Origin of the sequence: Pseudoalteromonas shioyasakiensis (assembly GCF_024518675.1) — a bacterium.
In the GTDB taxonomy this organism is placed as follows: Bacteria; Pseudomonadota; Gammaproteobacteria; order Enterobacterales; family Alteromonadaceae; genus Pseudoalteromonas; species Pseudoalteromonas shioyasakiensis_B.
This window is the reverse complement of the sequence record NZ_JANIGL010000009.1, coordinates 54,775-72,949: the sequence shown is the minus strand read 5'-3', so window position 1 is coordinate 72,949 and position 18,175 is coordinate 54,775. Positions and strand designations below refer to the sequence as shown.

Genomic DNA, 18,175 nt, shown 5'->3' with positions numbered 1-18,175 from the left:
TTTTATTTTGCTGATTAGAGTGAAAAGTTATCTAAATCTGGACTGGATTCAAATTCACCGAGTCGTTCTATCTCGGTATCTTGACGCATTTGTTCGTGCCAGCGCTCTTCATCCCAGATCTCAAATTTATTCATTAATCCGACCAACATTATTTTTTTGCCTAAATCTGCGTGTGCACGTAGTGAGGGTGCAAGTAAGATCCGGCCATTTTTGTCGAGTTGATATTCTGTCGCGTTACCTAACAACATACGCTGCATGCGTCTGGCACGTGGATTCATATTTGAAACTTTCGCTAAACGCTCTTCAATGTCTTGCCATTGCGCTAATGGATATAGCCACAGGCAAGGCTCATTCAAAGCAATAGTGCAAATCACTGTGCCCATATCTTCAGACAATAGAGTCTCCCGGTACTTGGTTGGTACCGCAAAGCGTCCTTTGTCATCCATACTGAGCGAACTCGCACCGCGAAACATAAAAACCTATTGTTAAGTTAGTTAAATAATCCTTTCAGATTATTTTTGATCCAATTTGATCCACTAAACACCACTTTTTACCACAGTGCTCCAGTTTAGGGCTTGACAAGCGGTTTTGTCAAGTCGGTAAAATCCTATAATTCGCTGTTCAAGCCAGAAAAAATAAGGGCTCGCGCAAAGCTACTGAATTACGTGGGAAAAAGTGGAAAACCTAGAAAAATATTTTTTAAAAAGGATTTTAACGATCGACGGAAGAAAAATTGCTTAATGAATAAACAATGAATAGTAACAAAATATAAGCGACCAATACGTTATCAATTCTAAAGGTGTAAAATTTACCTGATAAACCTGAAATAGTTACTTCAAATTACCTTACTGCATAGCCAAACCGGTCAGTAAAAACATTAACTATATGTTTTATTGCAACTTTTAATGTTGGTATAGAGGATGCAACAGTAACAACACATCTAGTAATTATTAAGGAAGGAATACTATGGCTACTGCAACAACGAATACCAACCCATCAACTAACAGTAAAGTTGATCCAAAAGCGCCAAATAGCGAGGCGCCATTAACAGATAAAGCGACTTCAGCTGCACACAATGCTGTTGATGCTTTATCTACACGCGCTGCAACAGCAGAACAAAGCATTCGTGAAGGTGCTAGCAGCTCTGCAGAAACGCTGTCAGAAAAACAGCAAGTTGCCCGTGAGAAGTTAAATCAATACAGTGGTAAAACTCGAAAATTTGCCGCAGAAAATCCATTGGCAACAGCGGGGATTGCGTTTGCTGCTGGTATGTTAGTTTCAGCACTTGTTCGCAATAAGTAATAGCAATGATGAAACAGCCTACCAACTCGGGCAATAATGATCATTCAGCCACTGAGACTGCATCGCAAGGTGCAGAACAGTGGCAAGATCACCTAGCAAAACTTGCTCAATATGGCGAACAAATCTATCAAGATTATCGCCAACAAGCAGGTATATGTAAGCAGGTTGCCGCTGCCGAATGGCGCTTATCTACCCGTTCACTTGCTCTTACGATCATATTACTGGTTAGTTTTGCCGGCGGACTCGTTTTACTATGGGCCGGTCTATTAGCAACAATTGGCCTTGCTATTTTTTCTGTAAGCCATTCTATTTGGCTAGCCGCAGTGTCACTGATAGTGATGCAACTGCTATGTTTAGCTTGGTTATGGAAAAATATTGGTCATATAAGTAGTAAAATCGGTTTTGATAAAACTTCGCGTAGCATCAAGCAACTACTCAATATTAACGACGAGTAAATCTCTGTATTTAGGATAAGTCATGTTAATTGATTATTTTATACATAAGCCTCAAAGCAAGGTTGATCATCTCAGTCATGAAATGGATACCTTAGATGAATTAAAACGCCAACATCACCAAGCGTTTAAATACAGGTTAAAACGCTTTGCCATTTCTAAAGCAGGTTTAGCCAGTGCTTTCACGGCAGGCGCAGGTTACCAAGCCTTAAAATCGAATAATGAATCAACGGGTGTGATTAATACTGTCGGTAAATTCACATGGCTGTTGCGCTTATTATGACTGTTTAAGATTAGCTAGCACAAAACTAATTACAGCTTATGAAATTAAGGCGCTCTGAGCTATCACTCCTAGCACGAGTTCAATTTTCCTCACCATAATTTAAAAATCCCAACGAGTAAAATTTTTACTAATATTCTCTTATACTTAAATAAAAATGTTCTATAATTTAAGCTCACCGCTAGAAAAGCCTAGTGCATAACAAAGTTTATAACATTCGGTTACATCAAAAGCGCTATAACCTTATTATAAACATGGTTTTTTAGTGCTTTTTTGACTACAATTTTGGTCCAAATATAGAGATTAAAGAGTTTCGTTATTTTATCATCGTCATTACAAAAACGTCTTTATCGTTTATTTATCTTATTAAGCCTACCGGGTATTGTCGTCATACTATTTAGCCTTTGGTATGCAAAAGAAAATGTGCTCAAAGAAAGCCGCATGCAAGCACTGGCACTTGCTGAGCAACTGGCTGCGCAACAAACTAATTTACTCGATGAAATTGAACATTTTACTATTGAGCTTGCTAAGTTAGATGCATTTTCTTCACCACTACAACTTGGCTGTCCAGACTATTTATCTGAAATTAGCTCGCTGAACCCAGAAATTGCAAATATTGGCATAATCAATTTACAGGGCGAACCTCAATGTTTATTAAGTGGAATGAACAAAGATATCAATATTTCAGACCGTCAATACTATATAAATGCTCTTAAAACCCACAGCTTTGCAATCGGTTTTTTTCAAAAAGACCGAAGTTTAGGCACACACACTGTTAATTTTGCCTACCCATTACTCGATGCGCAACAAGTACCTTATGGCGCTGTCGTAACCGTCATCACATTAGACTGGTGGAGTCAAAAGCTTGCCAACTTTCCCTTACCTGCAGGGGCAATAGCAATTATCACAGATAACCATAATCGTATTGTTGCCAACTCAACTCATGATATTGACATGTTTGGCAAAAATATTACTCAATTTGGTTTTAGTGATACTGCAGCTACAGTGAGTAATATTATTGATTTTGATAATAAAAGTTATGTAATTCACACACAGCAAATAGTTCAAGATAACATCAACAATACGCTTAATGTATATGTCGCTATCCCTTTTAATGTCCCCATAAGTAAAGCAAACCAACTGTTCATCAATACCTTAATTGCGTTTATTCTGATGATTGTGATTCTATGCATATTTGCTCGAATCCAATTAAAGCATGTGGTACTAACTCCTCTGGCACGCCTGACGACAGCAATACAAGAGCTTACTAAAGGTGATTTACCAAAACAGTTCAGCCTCAATAGTGATGAGCTAAACCACCTGTATAAACATTTTGCCCAAATGGCTCAAACGCGCCTAGCTGCTGAGGCTCATGTAAAACGTCAGCACGATGAATTAAATGGCTTGTTAAGTGCTTTACCTGATATTTATATCCGTATCAATATCCACGGTGACGTGCTTAATTTAGGGGGGCAAACCTCAGCACTAACTCTACCTTTAGATGGAAAATCAACGTTACATTTACGTGATCTACTCGGGGAGGAAAAAAGCAAGCAACTCTTAACGAACTTGCCAACAAAAAATGAAACAACTCAGTTTGAGCTAGTCGAAGGTAGTCCAAGTACTGAACATATATATGAAGCGAGGATTAGCGCTAAGCAAACAAGTAGCGAATATACGGTTGTACTGCAAGATATAAGCCAGAGAAAAAAAGCGGAACATGCTTCAAATTTGGCATCGCTTGTTTATGCTAATAGCAGCGAAGGCATGGTTATTACTGATCCTAACGCAGTTATACTCGATGTAAATCCTGCATTTTGTGATCTCACCTTGTATCGTAAAGATGAAGTATTAGGACAGCCTATCTCAATATTGAGCTCAGGAAATCATAAAAAAGCCTTTTACCGCACAATGTGGCAAGCAATTGAAGAAACAGGCCGCTGGCAGGGAGAAGTGCTTAACCGACGTAAAGACGGTGAGCTATTTACTGAGTGGCTAACCATAGATACTGTCTATGATGAGCACTATCAACCCTATCGTCGAGTCGCCATATTTACGGATATTACCGAGAAAAAAGCCGCTGATGAATTAATTTGGCATCAAACTCACTTTGACCATTTAACAAACCTCCCTAATAGGGTCGAGCTGAAAGAACGTCTGAATCAACGTTTAGATAACAAAGTAAATATCCATGAACCATTAGTTATAATGCTACTCGATCTTGATCATTTTAAAGATATTAATGACACGTTAGGTCACTTCTATGGTGACAAGCTATTAAAACTCATCTCTCAAAGATTACTGGAAAACATTACCGACATTGAGTTTATTGCCCGTATTGGTGGTGATGAATTTGTAATTGTCCATTCAAAATTAATCAGCGAAGAGCACATTAAAAAAGTCGCCCAAGATATACTCGATACCATGGCAGCCTCTTTTGAATTAGAAGGTGAAGAAGTCTATATTGCTGCCAGTATCGGCATTGCCATTGCGCCAAATGATGGCGATAATTGTGAGCAATTACTTAAAGCTGCGGATCAAGCTATGTTTCAAGCAAAACAAAGTGGCCGTAACTGCTATAAGTTTTTCAATGTAAATCTTCGCAAACAAGCGCAAGCAAGAATGGAGCTGTTAAAAGATATCCGTAACGGTATTGAGCAGCAAGAGTTCGCACTGTACTACCAACCGATTGTTAACCTTAATACCGGTAAAACACATAAAGCGGAAGCCCTTATACGCTGGCAACATCCGGTTAAAGGCCTAATAAGCCCGGTGCAATTCATTCCTCTTGCAGAAGAATCCCGATATATAAACCCATTAGGTCAATTTGTTTTTACTACCGCAATAGATACACTAAAAACATTAAGATCACACGTGGATGAGAATTTTCAATTAAGTATCAACGTATCCCCCGTACAATTTAGTTGCTTAGATAGTGGTATTGATCAATGGCCTGAACTATTAAAAGCTGCAAATTTACCGCTTAGCGCAATCGTTGCAGAAATTACAGAGGGATTAATGATCACCCCTGAGCCATTAACTCAAAAGCGGCTTAAAACATTAGAGCATTCAGGTATGGAGTTAGCCCTTGATGACTTTGGCACGGGCTATTCTTCTCTTGCTTACTTACAACAGATGGATGCAGACTACTTAAAAATAGATAAATGTTTTGTCGATAATATAAAAACTGGCAATCAAGAGCTCGCACTATGTAGGGCCATTATTACAATGGCTCACCAATTTAATTTAAAAGTTATTGCCGAAGGCATAGAAACTCAGGAGCAATATCAGTTATTGCTTGAGCTTGGCTGCGATTATGGTCAAGGCTATTTATTTTCTAAACCGTTACCAAAATCGGAGTTTATTTCCTTTTTACATAAGTAACTGATTACTCTTGCTTATGCTCTGCGTATTGTTGCCGTTGCTTACTTGTTAGTTCATCGGCAACGAATGCGCCCCGCTGTCCGCGTTTTTTTGCTTTACCCTTAGTGCTATCTTGCATTGTTTGTTGCTCAATGCCTGCGTTTAAAGCAGCACCAAAAATAATGATGTATGCACTCAGGTATAACCACATCAACATAATAACCACCCCACCTAATGAACCATAAGTTTCATTGTAAGAGGCAAACTGCGCAACATAGAATGAGAAGCCTAATGAAGCAACAATCCACAATACAGTAGCCAACAATGAACCCGGTGTTACCCAGCGCCATTTAGCTGCTCTTCGATGAGGGGCGTAACGGTATAGGCAAGCCAAAGCAAAGTTAAAAATAAACGCAAGCATTGGCCAAGATAATAATTGAATAATCAAATCAATGCTGTCGGTAAAACCCACTAAATTTAAAACAATCGGTAAAATACCAATAATAAGTAACGCTGCAACAGCAACAGTAATGGCACCAACTGAGAAGACAAAACGAAAAAGTAACGCAATAAAAAACTGCCGTTTATTATCTTCATGGTAGGTAATATTACATGCTGTAATGAGTGCTTGGCTGCCTTTACTACTACTCCAAATTGCTAATAATAAGGTACTTAATGCACTAAAACTTAAAGATGCTTGTGACCTTTGACTCACCTGCGTCACTTGCTCTAACACAATTTCACTGGTACTCGGTGGTAATAGCGTAATGAATTTACTCAATAAGTCAGAAATATCGGCCGGTGATGCAAAATATGCATAAACAGAAACTAACGCTGCAATTGCAGGAAAAATAGCAAGTAGCGCATAAAATGCAACTCCCGCGGCAACGAAGGATAAATTGTCTTGTGCAAGGCTGGTATAAACACGCTTACAAATACTCCACCAGCCCGATAAAGGTATTTCACTTGGCTTATCAGATTGAAATCCATATTTATTCTGCTGCATTTGAGTTCTCGAATTTATCGTTCTAATGCTTTAAATAAAGCAATACGCTTGCCATGTCAGTATGGCCTTCTACTTGCATTATATTATTGCTAAATAGAGCGTAGAACGCATCAGGAAGAAGCCATGTACACAATATTTAATAATATAAATCATACGATTAATGCTTTAACAAATAGCGAAAGCCTACCAACACAAGAGCAAACATGGCAATTTACCATTGCAAACATCAACACTCAGGTAATGCAGTTTTTACATGCCGCTGGGCAAATGCTACCCGCATTAATATTAGGTGTACTGGCGATAATTGGTTGCTACTTTCTTGCACGCCCACTTTCTTATTTACTTTTAAAGCCACTGGGCTATGTCAGCGAAAGTCGTTTATTACATGTCGTAACTAGGCGCTTTATCAGCATTTTAATTATCTTGTTTGGCATTTATTTATTTCTTCGTTTAGCTGGACTAACTCAGTTTGCTGTTGCAGTGATGAGCGGCACCGGTTTATTGGGTTTAATACTTGGCTTTGCATTTAGAGACATCGCCGAGAATTTTATTTCGAGCATGCTTTTAAGTGTACAAAGACCATTCAAAATAGATGATGTCATAGAAGTTAATGGGCATTTAGGTGTCGTGAAAAAAGTCACAGCACGTGCAACTACCTTGGTTGACTTTGATGGTAATCACATTCAAATACCTAATGCAAATGTATATAAAAATGTTATTAAAAACTTAACTGCCAACCCAAAAATGCGAGGCCATTTTACATTAGGTATTGGTTACGATAACGATATTAAATCAGCGCAGCGCCTCGCTTTAACACTATTGAACAAACAAGCACCAGTATTAAGCGAGCCTGCTCCGCAAGTATTGATAAACGATTTAGGCTCAGCGACTGTCAATTTCACTATATATTTTTGGGTTAACAGCGAACAGCACAGTGTCTTAAAAGTTGCATCACAGCTTATGCGAGAGCTAGTCAATAACTTTACTAAACAAGGTATTAGTATGCCAGATGATGCGCGAGAGCGCGTGCTCGTAAATAGCCAAGGCGACGATATTTACCCTATGATAGATGAAAAGTCAGCTCTCAAAATGCAACCAGAGAAAAGAGTCGACGCTGCAACTCATCAAGATGACGACACTAGTATTGATGATATCAGCAGTGATACGGATGAAATTAGAGAGCAGGCAGAGGAATCTCGCGATCCAGAACAGGGAAGCAACATTATTTAATATAAAAATAAGGGAGCATTTATTCGCTCCCTTTATATGAGTTTAATACCCCACTTTAAATCGGCGAACCTGGTGGTATTGGCAACGCTTTAAAGTTATCTGGCCACTGGCCGGTTGCTAAAAATAGCTTAACCTGCTCCGCTAAGTATTGCTTAAAGGCACTTTCACCAATGCTGACGCTACTAAGCAACGAGCCTTGCTGGAAGTCTTTACTAAGCTTAACTAGATAATAACGCAGCTGTGCTTGCACTTCTGGAGCAACACTATCGCTGGCTACTAAGTCAGCAAACTGTTTAGCCGTTAATAGTTGTACGCGCTGGTTAATTTTATCAGCCATTGGCGTTTCACTACTCGTTGTAAATACTTGCTGATAAACTTGTGCGAGCATTTCATCAAGACTGAAAAACGCATTACTGCGTGCTTGCTGTTGCGCTAATCGGTTTAACCTTTGACTGTTCAGCAGAAGAGATAAACTATGCTGAGCTGCGACTTCAGGTAATGCCATAGCATCGAGTGTTAACCCAGTGCGCCCAACGATGCTTTCACGGCTTTTCGACTCGCCATACGCCTTAGGAGGGATCAAGGCTAAAATACTTTCGGGTAGCTTCAGGTTGCTGGCTTTTAAAGTAGCTAACATTGCCGTAAGCGCTGCTTGCTGCACTTCTTTACTAACAACTTGCGCGCCTTTTACTGCTTTATCACTGCGTACTTCATAGTCATAATCCACGCCTGCAATTAACTTAACGGCTGATTCAACTTGGTAGCGGTGAAATAGATACAAAGGTACCAGCATTTCTTCTAGTTGAGATAATGCAGTGCCGGTTTTAATATTATTAATACCAAAGTTTGCCAATGCATGTTTACGCACTTCAAGCACCCGCACCAATTCATCGCTTGGAGAAGTGCCGTTATCCCATAAATGCGCAGTGGGATGTGCTCCGCCTTTTGCTCGAGCGTCGCTGTCTGAAATAAACTCCAGCCCTGTTGCTTTGTTCTCAGCTAAAATAGTTGCAAGCTCTTCACTTTCATCAAAACCTGTAAAGTCACTATAACCATACTTGATAACTTGCGTATCCCACTGCCCCATGCCATGAGCATAACCACGACTCACATCAAGCTCCCCCTTATCGTTAAAGCTGAGCAGTGGATGCGGATAATCCATCACCGAAGCTCTATCAGCCACCGATGCAGAGAAGTTATGCGCAATACCTAAAGTATGACCTATCTCATGTGCACTTAACTGACGAATGCGATCAAGCGCCATTGCTTGCAGCGTTTTAGCAACTTCATTGCCCTTTAAATAAGGAGCTGCAAGTGCCTCAGCGATTAAAATATCTTGGCGTACACGTAGTGATCCCAAGGTAACATGGCCTTTCAAAATTTCACCTGTACGAGGATCGATTACTGAGCTGCCATACGACCAACCACGCGTAGCACGATGCACCCACTGAATGACGTTATAACGGATATCCATAGGATCTGCGTTATCTGGTAATACTTTCACGATAAAGGCATTTTTATAGCCAGCCGCTGCAAAAGCATCATTCCACCACTTACCACCTTCTAATAAAGCCGTTTTAACGGGCTCTGGTACACCGGGATCTAAGTAATAAATAATTGGCTCAACCGGCTCACTAATAGGTAAAGAAGGATCTTTTTTCGCAAGACGATGGCGTGGAATATAACGCACTAACATAGATTCATTTAACGGCGCAGCATAATCTTTGTGCTCGATGCTCCAATAGCCTGATTGTGGATGAAACACACGTGGTGTGTAATTATCATCGGGTAATTCAATTAACGAGTGGTGCATATGTACCGTTAGCGCATATGGGTCGGCACTGACTTGGCGAATATATTGCCCCGGCTTGCTACCTTTGAAGGTAAGCACCGCTTCAAGCTCAGTATTTTTCATAAATGCTTTTGAGCGTGGCATAAATACAGCACTGCGGTTTTCATCCAAACTAAAACTGCCTTGCTTACGAGCGGCTAGCTTACGGCTAACACCATGCACATCACTTAATAAATATGGCGTGTAATCAATTAATACTGCCGATGAACTTTGCGCTACCACCTTAAAGCCAGCCAAAATACTAGAAGCAAAAGCTTCTTTAATACTTTTTTGTTCCGCTTTGTTGGTGGTATTTGCACGATAATAGGTATTAATAGCTCGCAACATCACTTTGTCACCAAAGCGTTCAAACTGAACTAAATGCGTGTTACCTAATTGACCACGATCAAGGCCTATATCATTAGAGCCGACACCATAAGGTAAGCTTTGTTGCAGTAAAAATTGCTGCTCTAATTTATCTACTTCTAAATACACTTTGCCGCTTTGTGTATCGTAAAAGAATGAAAAATAGCCAGGAAAATGATTCATTTGTGCAGTAAAATCATTTATAGACTTAATTGCTGCGTGCGCTTGGGTTATCATAGTTAGCAACACAGTAAAGAGTATGTAACGTATCAGTGGTTTTTTTTGCATAATCTTATCTTTGTTATTCGCGTTTTAAATAAGTTTAAAGGTGATTCCAGTATAATGTATCCACTTTAAAATACAGCTATTTAAGACGAAATTCAGCGCTAGCTTTGATGATCCCTCTCACCCTATGATTATCATGGCCCTTAACGTTATCAGGAAAATAGAATGCGTAGACTACCCCCTGTATTACTTGAAGACGGTTGCCCAAGAGATTTAATTTCGTTGATCAGAACAGTTTTAGCGGCATGTAAAGAAATTTCATTCCGTGTCGGTCAAGGTGCACTCTCAGGTGCACTTGGTTCAACTCTTGACGAAAACATTCAAGGTGAAACACAAAAGAAACTTGATGTATTAACCAACCAGCTACTAAAAGACATATTACTGGAATCAGGTTACGTTAAAGCCATAGCCTCAGAAGAAGAAGACTACACGGTGGCTGGTAACCCGGATGCAAACTACATCGTTGCCTTTGATCCACTCGATGGTTCATCCAATACCGATATCAATTCGTTAGTGGGCACTATTTTTTCGATAATGAAAGCGCCTGAAGGTTCAGACCCAGCAGATCAAAGCATCTTTATGCAACCAGGTAAAAACCAAGTTGCAGCGGGCTATGTACTTTACGGTCCGTCAACGGTTCTCGCTTTAACCACAGGTAAAGGCACTCGCTTTTTCACTTTAGATAAAACTCACGGCACCTTTTTATTAACTGAAGATTTTGCCAAAGTGCCTGAAGATACCAATGAATACGCTATAAATGCATCAAACCAACGCCATTGGCAACCTGCTATGCAAAATTATATTAACGATTTAATTGCAGGTGAAACAGGCCCTCGAGCGCGTAATTTCAACATGCGCTGGATTGCTGCCATGGTGGGTGATGTACATCGCGTCTTATGTCGTGGTGGTATATTTACCTACCCTACCGACACAAAAGATCCAAACAAACCAAACAAACTGCGCTTACTTTACGAAGCAAACCCAATGGCAATGCTAATCGAACAAGCCGGCGGTATCGCATCAACTGGCACTGAGCGTATTATGGATATTCAACCAGACGCCATTCACCAGCGTGTAGCAGTGATTTTAGGTTCGAAAAACGAAGTTGAAACCTGTTTAAACTACCACAAGTAAAAGCTGTAAGCGGTAAGTTTTAAGCTGTAAAGTTTAATTCGCGCTTGTTAAATCAAGCGCGTTTTTTGTAGGTAGATAGCTCTTTTCTAGCTAACAAAGTAGCTTTAAGTGGAATACTCTAAAATGGCGTTATTCTACTTAGATAAAAAACCTAGTAATGAATAAAGCTGTATTTAAGTACAGAGCCGCTTATGACTTAGCACTTAAAGCTGACAGCTAAAACTTCAATAACTCAACTAATCTCTCAACTTTACTAATATCTAGCTCGCCCATTTGTTCGCTGTTACTTAAGGCATAAATTGCACCTTCCACCGCGCTATGATCGATGTCGGTTCTTGATTCTATAACATTGGCCCACAGCTCTAGGTCGTCTAAATCTATTTCGCCTGCCAAGCAGCGAGTGAACACATCAAGTGCCGTTGCGAGCGTTAATGTGTAAGCAGGACTTTGCTCATCACTCGTTGCTGAAACAATAATACTGATGGCTTCGTCTTTTTGTTTACCAAAACTGGTAAATTCTGCTAACGCTTCTGCTCTGTTCATCGCTGCTTATCTGTTATTCTATGGATTATTGAAAATTAAACGTATCTCAAATGACTATTTTAGCCTGCTCACAATGCCAAACAACGCTTATCTGTAATGTTGATAATATCAACGCCTGTTGGTGCAATGAGCTGCCAGCTATTTTACCCGTAGATAACACAACCACCAGCTGTTTATGTCGAAGTTGCACCTTGGCAAAAATTAATCAATTTCTAAATACCCTCTATCTACGCCCCCTCAAAGAGCAACTTGCTTTTGCAAAACCCTTCTACACTAACGCCAATTTAGTCGAAAAGCTCGATTACGAAATGCAAAATGGTTACATGGTATTCACCCGCTGGTTTTTCTTAAAGCGCGGAAGCTGCTGTAAAAACAATTGTAAAAACTGCCCTTATTGAAACCGCTAGAGTATTTATTCAAAAAAATTACATAATGTTGCAAATAGTGCATGACTGAAAGAATAAAAATACACTATAATTAGATATAAATTCACTAAATAACTCGTGCATTCAGCTTAAAGAATCACTTTATATTGATTTATAAGCATAAAATCACTGTAACTTACTCGGAATATAAACATGAATACCTTAAAGCCTGCACTTATTGCATCAGCGGTTTCTGCTATTTTATTTAATAGCCAACACCTTGCAGCAGCAGAATCAACAACCCAAGCTGACAAAGCAATTGAAACTATTCAAATTACCGCTACTCGTCGCGCCGGTTCTGTGCAGGAAGCACCGCTTAACATTACAGCACTTGATAACGATGTTATTAGCGATCAAAACATCGGTGATCTCGAAGATGTAGCGCGCTGGGTGCCAGGCCTAACTATTTCTGATCAAGGTGGTCGTGAAGGCTCTCCTATTATTGTTCGTGGTTTGAATACCAATACTTCTGATCGTATTTCTGATGGTGGTACTGTTGCGACTTATGTCGGGGAGATCCCACTAAATATTAATTTACGTTTGACAGATATCGATCGTATGGAAGTTTTAATTGGTCCACAAGGTACACTATATGGAGCAGGAACACTTGGCGGCGCTATTCGTTATTTGCTAAAGCAACCTCAGCTTGATATTACCGAGGGCAGTGTTTCTGGCGATATATTCGCAATGAATGAAAGTGATGACACCGGCGGTGAATTTGGCGTGGTATTTAATACCCCGTTAATTGAAGACGTATTAGCGGTTCGCGCCAGCCTTAATTATTACAATAAACCAGGATATATAGATTACAGTTATGTCGTGCAAGAGCCCGGTGTATCAAATCCAAATCCTGACTTTACGAATCCAAGCGATGTAGATGCAAATTTACGCAGCGTGAATGATGTAAATGATGAGCAAATTACTACGGGCCGCTTGTCTGTACGCTGGCAAGCCAATGACGCAGTAGATGCAACACTTAACTACTTTTACCAAAAACAAGAAAATGGCGGTAATTCAACATCGCAGTATAATTCACTAAGCGATAGCAGCGCTTTACAAGGCATGGTTGGGCAATATGAGAATGCCGCCCGAGTACTTGAGCCGGGTGAAGAAGAAAACGATTTATTAAGCTTAGAAATTAAGGCTGACCTAGGCTTTGCTGAGCTTGTTTCTGCTTCTGGTTGGTCAAGCTACGAGCAATCTGGGCAACGTGACCAAACCGATTTACTTTACGATATTTGGAGTGGTTATGCGGATTTTCCTGCATTTGTAGGACAAACTCTAGATACATCTGAACGTGATAGCTTTACTCAAGAACTTCGTTTAGTGTCAAATTCAGACAGCGCATTTAACTGGATTGTCGGTGGTTACTACAACAAGCTTGAAAGCCACTCAGACGATAGAGAGTACACACCTGGTTTAACTGAGTTTTGGGGTGGTGGTATTCCAAATGTGCAAGACGACCTAGAGTATATTTTAATTAGTGACTCTGAAACCACTGAAAAAGCCCTCTTTGGTGAAGTCGGCTATGCCTTTACCGATCAATTCAACGTAACGCTAGGGGCGCGTTTTTATGAGTACGATGTATCAACTACATCAGGCTCTGCTACCCCGTTATACTCCGGCGACTTTTCATCTCTTGATGATTTAGCTATGGAGAATGTCAGCGCTAGCGACAACGGTAATTTATTTAAATTTAATGCAAATTACACCTTTGATTCTGGTGTACTCGCTTATTTTACAGTCAGTGAAGGCTTTAGAATCGGTGGTGGTAACGGAATTGCACCTTGCCCAGATGTACTACCTGAGCAGCAGATTGTATGCGCTTTACCAAGTGAAGAAGACTATAAACCAGATACTACAGTAAACTATGAACTTGGCTTTAAATCCAGTTGGTTTAGAAACCGTCTTCATTTTAACGCGGCATTATTTAATGTTGACTGGAAAGATGCACAAGTCGGTACAGCCACTGTGAATGGCCAAGAACTTATCACCTCAAATGCAGGTGCCGCAAACTCTAAAGGCGTTGAGATCTCATCTCGTGCAATGATTGCTGATAACTGGACTGCCTACGCCACTTATGCCTATGCAAAAGCACAGCTGACTGAAGATGCACCGGGCTTACTGGGTATTTTAGGAGATGATTATGCCGAGTATCAAGCATACTACGATGGCGCTGATGGCGATCGCTTACCGGGTGCTCCTGAGCATCAATTTTCATTCGGCCTTCGTTACGAGCAAGATGTACTCGATGATAAATTGCTGAGCATTAACTACGGTATGACCGCACAAAGTGATGTGATCACTAAAGTTGGCTTAAAAGCCGATGGCGAGACACTTTCAGGTTATGCACTAAGTAACTTATCAGCCAAGTTAACCGGTGATATATGGTCAGCTACTCTCTATGTTGATAACTTATTCGATAAGTATGCGTTTACTTCGGTACGCCGTGATAAATCATGGGCAGGCATGGCAAAATACTCAGAGCTGAATAAGGAGCTTCCTGAACTACAACGTGTCTATGGTCACTACACTACCACACCACGTGTTATTGGGATGAAGTTTACTTACAACTTTGAATTATAATACTTAAATAGATTAAAAGCCTTGGTGTTTTACACCAAGGCTTTTATGATTATCGTTATGCAACTAACTTCAGCGCAAATCCAGCTACAACAACAAATCAATCAAGCGATTAGTCATGGCAAATTAAATGATGCCCACCATTTGCTTGTCAGAAATATTAAAAACGTACCTAATGATCACTTTAGCTACTTTCTATTAGCGCAAGTAAACCTAGCTGCGGGTGATAAAGTCAAAGCACAAAAGCTACTAGAAAAATCACTCAGTATTTCAAAACACCCTTTATATATTGCTCACTTAGCAAAGCTTGCGACATTAACCGGTCAGCTAATTAGCGCGCAAACCTATATTAACCAAATTTTAAATAACGAATTTAAAGATGCTGCTTTCTTCGACCTTATAGCCAATGTACTTACCCGACTAGGCCACTTCCAAACAGCGCTAAACTGGCAACAAAAAGCCTTTGCACTTGAGCCGTATAATCCGCAAATAACATATAATTTAGCTGTGGGTTATAAAGTAATGGGAGAGTTTGAAAAAGCCCGTGACTTATTAGAGCATTTAATTATTAAGCAACCTACGTACTTTCAAGCCCATTACTCTTTAGCAGAGCTAAACAATGTAACCTCAGCGAAAGTACACTTGACGCAACTTCTTGAATTAGTAAAAAGCAACTTATCAACGCAAGATAATCACTACGCGCAACACGCTATCGCACTTAACTATGAACACTTAAACGAGTTTAAAAAGGCATATAAGGCTTTTTATGCCAGCAAAAAAACGATAAACCAAGTTGTCAAATACAGTCCTCAACAACATAGTCAATTTTGCCAGCATCTTATAAACCTCAGTCAGCAATTCATTCGTCCAGCAAATAATAATAACTTTGCTCCAATTTTTATTGTCGGCATGCCACGTTCAGGTACTACCTTGATGGAAAAAATCATCAACCAGTCGGCAACGGTACAAGGGATCGGTGAACTTAACGATATAGCGCAACTGTGCCAAGGGAATAACAAACAGGTTTTAAACAATGATGTACTAAACATCGCCTATCAGACAAAACAAAGCATCGAGCAATTAAATCATTACCAACAAAGAGTTGAGCAACTTGTTCCAAAAAAACTACGAAGCTGCGATAAGCAACCCTTTAATTTTTACTATATTGATTTCATTTTAGCGACATATCCAAATGCCAAAATAGTCTGCATGCAGCGAGAACAGCATGCGTCATGTATTGCAAATTTCCGTCAGCTGTATAACCCTGCCAGCGCTTTTCACCACTACAGTTACGACTTAGCTAATATTAATCGCTTTTATCAAGATTACTGCTTACTGATCAATCACTTTGCTAGAAAATATAAAAACAATGTCATGATCATGCAGTATGAAGAATTAGTATCAGAACCTATTAACAGCACACAAAAAGTATATGACTTTTGCCACTTAGATTGGCAAGTTGATTGTCTCGACTTTTATAAACAGCAAACTCCTTCAGCTACCGCTAGTAAAGTGCAAGTGCGCCAACCGCTTAACTGTAAAACAATTAATTATTGGCGTCACTATGAGTTTGCACTAAGCGCACTATAGTTATACGCGCTTAGGACAATGGCCAGTTTCTATAGGGAGTTCATCACGCGCTCCCCACTCACTCCAAGAGCCATCGTAAACATGTAGATTTTGATAACCGCATTCAAAGGCAAATAACGCTAAAATACACGCTGTAACACCTGATCCACAGCTAAATTGTAAGGTGGTTTCTCTATCTATAACTTGCTCAAAAGCGGCTTTGATTTGCTCTAGAGGTTTAGCTTCACCATCATTAAGCAGTTCACTATATGGCATGGCACAGCTATTAGGGATATGCCCGCTACGCATACCTTCTCGCGGTTCAGGCATTTCCCCGGTAAAGCGTTGATAGCTGCGTGCATCCAGTAATAATACATCATCGTTATCGATACCATTAAATACAGCGGCAGCATCTATAAAGTAGTCAGCACGAGCTCTTGCTGTAAAGTTGCCTTTATGCTGATTATGACTGTATTCAATTTGAGTGAGATAGCCTAAAGATTGCCATTTAGCTAATCCGCCACTGAGTACTTTAACATTATCAAAGCCCATTGATTTGAACATCCACCATGCTCGTGCAGAGCTAAATAACCCTTTATCTTCATAAATCACGATTAAAGAGTCACTATCAACTCCTAGCAACTGCATTTGCTCAGTAAATTGGGTAGGGCTGCACATAGTATGAGATAAGCCACTTGATAAATCGGCTAACTGCTTTTTAAAATCAAAGCGCAGGGCATTGGGTAACTTAGCTTGTGGTTGGTACTTTCCAGACGCACCAGGGCGTACCATTCCCGCATCAAAGATTACGAGCTTTGAATCATTTATGCGCTCGTGCAGCCATTGGCAAGTTACTATATTGTCCATTATTTTCCTTCTGACTTTGAGAAAAAGCATCCACTTCTAGCAGACGATCTTCAACAGATTTTGCATGCACTTTTGAACAATCTTGCCACCTTCCTTCAATACTGTAAACATGCTTTAAGTAACTAAAAAATTTATCTCTGAGATGTAAATCTAACTCCCATCCCTGTTGAATATCAACTAAGCACTGTAAAAGTTCTGCTTGTTCTGAGGCATGAAGCACTAACTTATCTAGGTTATAGCAAGACTGTCCTACAGTGATGACTTTTTTTGATAACAATAAAGACTCCAAGCCAACGGTTGAGTTGACCGTTACCACAGCTTTAGCATTCTGAATCAACTCTTGCGTTTCATTACAATTTGCAAAAACCCCCAAGTTATTCTTATTATACAGAGATGTATAGTGCACATGCCATGATGGATGTTCTTTAAAAACTACTTTTAAATCTGGATCTCCCAATGCCTCAACGGCTTGTATGACACTGTCATAAAGCATTTCCATTGACTTTATCCAAGGTGAAAAACTAGCCATCTGGGTATCATGAGGGACTTGAAATGGTACAAAGATATAATGTTCAGGTAATTTTACTGCGCCAAATTCAGCGCGCTTTTTATGCTGCTCTCTTGGTATTAATTCTGGTGTAACAAAGGAGTGTTTGTCCAGTGGGTCAAAATTTAGATAAAAATTAGGCTCTCTAGTGAAAGAAGCTGCATAATTAATCCCCTGAGGGTCTAAACTTGTCGTACCAGGAAGCAAGCCATTTTCAAAATAAAAGACCTTTATTTTTAAGCTTTTAGCAGCAATAACGACGGTTTTGTTTGGCAACTTATTTCCATTCCAAATCACCACTGCATCAGGAGTTTTTACTGTAAATAAATCAACATATTTCGCGTATCGACAACGCTCTACTATATGAAGCAAACAAGTGTACAAAAAAACAA

The 18,175-nt window shown here is 39.8% G+C and carries 15 protein-coding genes; 9 read left to right on the top strand and 6 right to left on the bottom strand.

Annotation, left to right across the window (positions count from 1 at the left end):
- Positions 1-14 precede the first annotated feature (14 nt).
- Positions 15-473 (bottom strand): division/cell wall cluster transcriptional repressor MraZ, encoded by a 459-nt coding sequence (gene mraZ / locus NQT69_RS18410; protein ID WP_256829118.1) that lies wholly within the window; start codon positions 471-473, stop codon positions 15-17.
- Between the two features lie 493 nt (positions 474-966).
- On the opposite strand from mraZ, the gene NQT69_RS18405 reads away from it, so the two are divergent.
- The 4 genes from NQT69_RS18405 (at position 967) to NQT69_RS18390 (ending at position 5,418) form a co-directional block, all read left to right on the top strand.
- A complete protein-coding gene (locus NQT69_RS18405) occupies positions 967-1,302 on the top strand; it encodes a DUF883 domain-containing protein (RefSeq protein ID WP_256829117.1) in 336 nt (111 codons plus the stop codon).
- A gap of 5 nt (positions 1,303-1,307) precedes the next feature.
- Positions 1,308-1,757 carry a hypothetical protein gene (locus NQT69_RS18400; protein WP_256829116.1) on the top strand — a complete coding sequence of 150 codons (450 nt, stop codon included), beginning with the start codon at positions 1,308-1,310 and terminating at the stop codon, positions 1,755-1,757.
- A 22-nt stretch (positions 1,758-1,779) separates the two neighbouring features.
- The gene (locus NQT69_RS18395) at positions 1,780-2,037 is read left to right on the top strand and encodes a hypothetical protein (protein WP_256829115.1); all 258 of its coding nucleotides are present in this window, start codon (positions 1,780-1,782) and stop codon (positions 2,035-2,037) included.
- Between the two features lie 438 nt (positions 2,038-2,475).
- Positions 2,476-5,418, top strand: coding sequence for a bifunctional diguanylate cyclase/phosphodiesterase (locus NQT69_RS18390; protein WP_256829114.1), 2,943 nt, complete (start codon positions 2,476-2,478; stop codon positions 5,416-5,418).
- A 4-nt stretch (positions 5,419-5,422) separates the two neighbouring features.
- Here NQT69_RS18390 and NQT69_RS18385 read toward each other — a convergent pair whose 3' ends face one another.
- Positions 5,423-6,403: a YihY/virulence factor BrkB family protein gene (locus NQT69_RS18385; RefSeq protein WP_256829113.1), complete on the bottom strand. Its 981-nt coding sequence runs from the start codon at positions 6,401-6,403 to the stop codon at positions 5,423-5,425.
- 123 nt (positions 6,404-6,526) lie between these two features.
- On the opposite strand from NQT69_RS18385, the gene NQT69_RS18380 reads away from it, so the two are divergent.
- Positions 6,527-7,633, top strand: a complete 1,107-nt coding sequence (locus tag NQT69_RS18380) for a mechanosensitive ion channel family protein (RefSeq protein ID WP_256829112.1) — start codon at positions 6,527-6,529, stop codon at positions 7,631-7,633.
- A 55-nt stretch (positions 7,634-7,688) separates the two neighbouring features.
- Here NQT69_RS18380 and NQT69_RS18375 read toward each other — a convergent pair whose 3' ends face one another.
- Positions 7,689-10,118: a zinc-dependent metalloprotease gene (locus tag NQT69_RS18375; protein ID WP_256829111.1), complete on the bottom strand. Its 2,430-nt coding sequence runs from the start codon at positions 10,116-10,118 to the stop codon at positions 7,689-7,691.
- Between the two features lie 162 nt (positions 10,119-10,280).
- Between NQT69_RS18375 and NQT69_RS18370 the strand changes: the two genes are divergently transcribed.
- Complete coding sequence (locus NQT69_RS18370; RefSeq protein ID WP_256829110.1) at positions 10,281-11,249, top strand: class 1 fructose-bisphosphatase; 969 nt, start codon at positions 10,281-10,283, stop codon at positions 11,247-11,249.
- Positions 11,250-11,465: 216 nt separating this feature from the next.
- Here NQT69_RS18370 and NQT69_RS18365 read toward each other — a convergent pair whose 3' ends face one another.
- Positions 11,466-11,792, bottom strand: a complete 327-nt coding sequence (locus NQT69_RS18365; RefSeq protein ID WP_256829109.1) for a hypothetical protein — start codon at positions 11,790-11,792, stop codon at positions 11,466-11,468.
- A 50-nt stretch (positions 11,793-11,842) separates the two neighbouring features.
- On the opposite strand from NQT69_RS18365, the gene NQT69_RS18360 reads away from it, so the two are divergent.
- From NQT69_RS18360 to NQT69_RS18350, 3 genes are all read left to right on the top strand, one after another.
- Positions 11,843-12,190 carry a DUF5522 domain-containing protein gene (locus tag NQT69_RS18360; RefSeq protein WP_256829108.1) on the top strand — a complete coding sequence of 116 codons (348 nt, stop codon included), beginning with the start codon at positions 11,843-11,845 and terminating at the stop codon, positions 12,188-12,190.
- A 180-nt stretch (positions 12,191-12,370) separates the two neighbouring features.
- Positions 12,371-14,803, top strand: a complete 2,433-nt coding sequence (locus tag NQT69_RS18355) for a TonB-dependent receptor (protein ID WP_256829107.1) — start codon at positions 12,371-12,373, stop codon at positions 14,801-14,803.
- Between the two features lie 57 nt (positions 14,804-14,860).
- The gene (locus NQT69_RS18350; RefSeq protein WP_256829106.1) at positions 14,861-16,390 is read left to right on the top strand and encodes a tetratricopeptide repeat-containing sulfotransferase family protein; all 1,530 of its coding nucleotides are present in this window, start codon (positions 14,861-14,863) and stop codon (positions 16,388-16,390) included.
- On the opposite strand, the gene NQT69_RS18345 is transcribed toward NQT69_RS18350, so the two are convergent.
- Both NQT69_RS18345 and NQT69_RS18340 read right to left on the bottom strand, forming a co-directional pair.
- Complete coding sequence (locus NQT69_RS18345; protein WP_256829105.1) at positions 16,391-17,236, bottom strand: sulfurtransferase; 846 nt, start codon at positions 17,234-17,236, stop codon at positions 16,391-16,393. It abuts the gene before it with no gap.
- Positions 17,190-18,155, bottom strand: a complete 966-nt coding sequence (locus NQT69_RS18340) for a capsular polysaccharide export protein, LipB/KpsS family (RefSeq protein ID WP_256829104.1) — start codon at positions 18,153-18,155, stop codon at positions 17,190-17,192. Before NQT69_RS18340 ends, NQT69_RS18345 begins: the two co-directional genes overlap by 47 nt.
- Between the last annotated feature and the right edge of the window lie 20 nt (positions 18,156-18,175).

Excerpts from the sequence above, each read along its gene's own strand:
- NQT69_RS18400 (WP_256829116.1), top strand. The coding sequence starts at position 1,308 with ATGATGAAACAGCCTACCAACTCGGGCAATAATGATCATTCAGCCACT.
- NQT69_RS18350 (WP_256829106.1), top strand. The coding sequence starts at position 14,861 with ATGCAACTAACTTCAGCGCAAATCCAGCTACAACAACAAATCAATCAA.
- NQT69_RS18375 (WP_256829111.1), bottom strand. The coding sequence starts at position 10,118 with ATGCAAAAAAAACCACTGATACGTTACATACTCTTTACTGTGTTGCTA.
- NQT69_RS18345 (WP_256829105.1), bottom strand. The coding sequence starts at position 17,236 with ATGGACAATATAGTAACTTGCCAATGGCTGCACGAGCGCATAAATGAT.
- NQT69_RS18405 (WP_256829117.1), top strand. The coding sequence starts at position 967 with ATGGCTACTGCAACAACGAATACCAACCCATCAACTAACAGTAAAGTT.
- NQT69_RS18380 (WP_256829112.1), top strand. The coding sequence starts at position 6,527 with ATGTACACAATATTTAATAATATAAATCATACGATTAATGCTTTAACA.
- NQT69_RS18390 (WP_256829114.1), top strand. The coding sequence starts at position 2,476 with ATGCAAGCACTGGCACTTGCTGAGCAACTGGCTGCGCAACAAACTAAT.
- NQT69_RS18395 (WP_256829115.1), top strand. The coding sequence starts at position 1,780 with ATGTTAATTGATTATTTTATACATAAGCCTCAAAGCAAGGTTGATCAT.
- NQT69_RS18370 (WP_256829110.1), top strand. The coding sequence starts at position 10,281 with ATGCGTAGACTACCCCCTGTATTACTTGAAGACGGTTGCCCAAGAGAT.
- NQT69_RS18385 (WP_256829113.1), bottom strand. The coding sequence starts at position 6,403 with ATGCAGCAGAATAAATATGGATTTCAATCTGATAAGCCAAGTGAAATA.
- NQT69_RS18365 (WP_256829109.1), bottom strand. The coding sequence starts at position 11,792 with ATGAACAGAGCAGAAGCGTTAGCAGAATTTACCAGTTTTGGTAAACAA.
- NQT69_RS18355 (WP_256829107.1), top strand. The coding sequence starts at position 12,371 with ATGAATACCTTAAAGCCTGCACTTATTGCATCAGCGGTTTCTGCTATT.
- mraZ (WP_256829118.1), bottom strand. The coding sequence starts at position 473 with ATGTTTCGCGGTGCGAGTTCGCTCAGTATGGATGACAAAGGACGCTTT.
- NQT69_RS18360 (WP_256829108.1), top strand. The coding sequence starts at position 11,843 with ATGACTATTTTAGCCTGCTCACAATGCCAAACAACGCTTATCTGTAAT.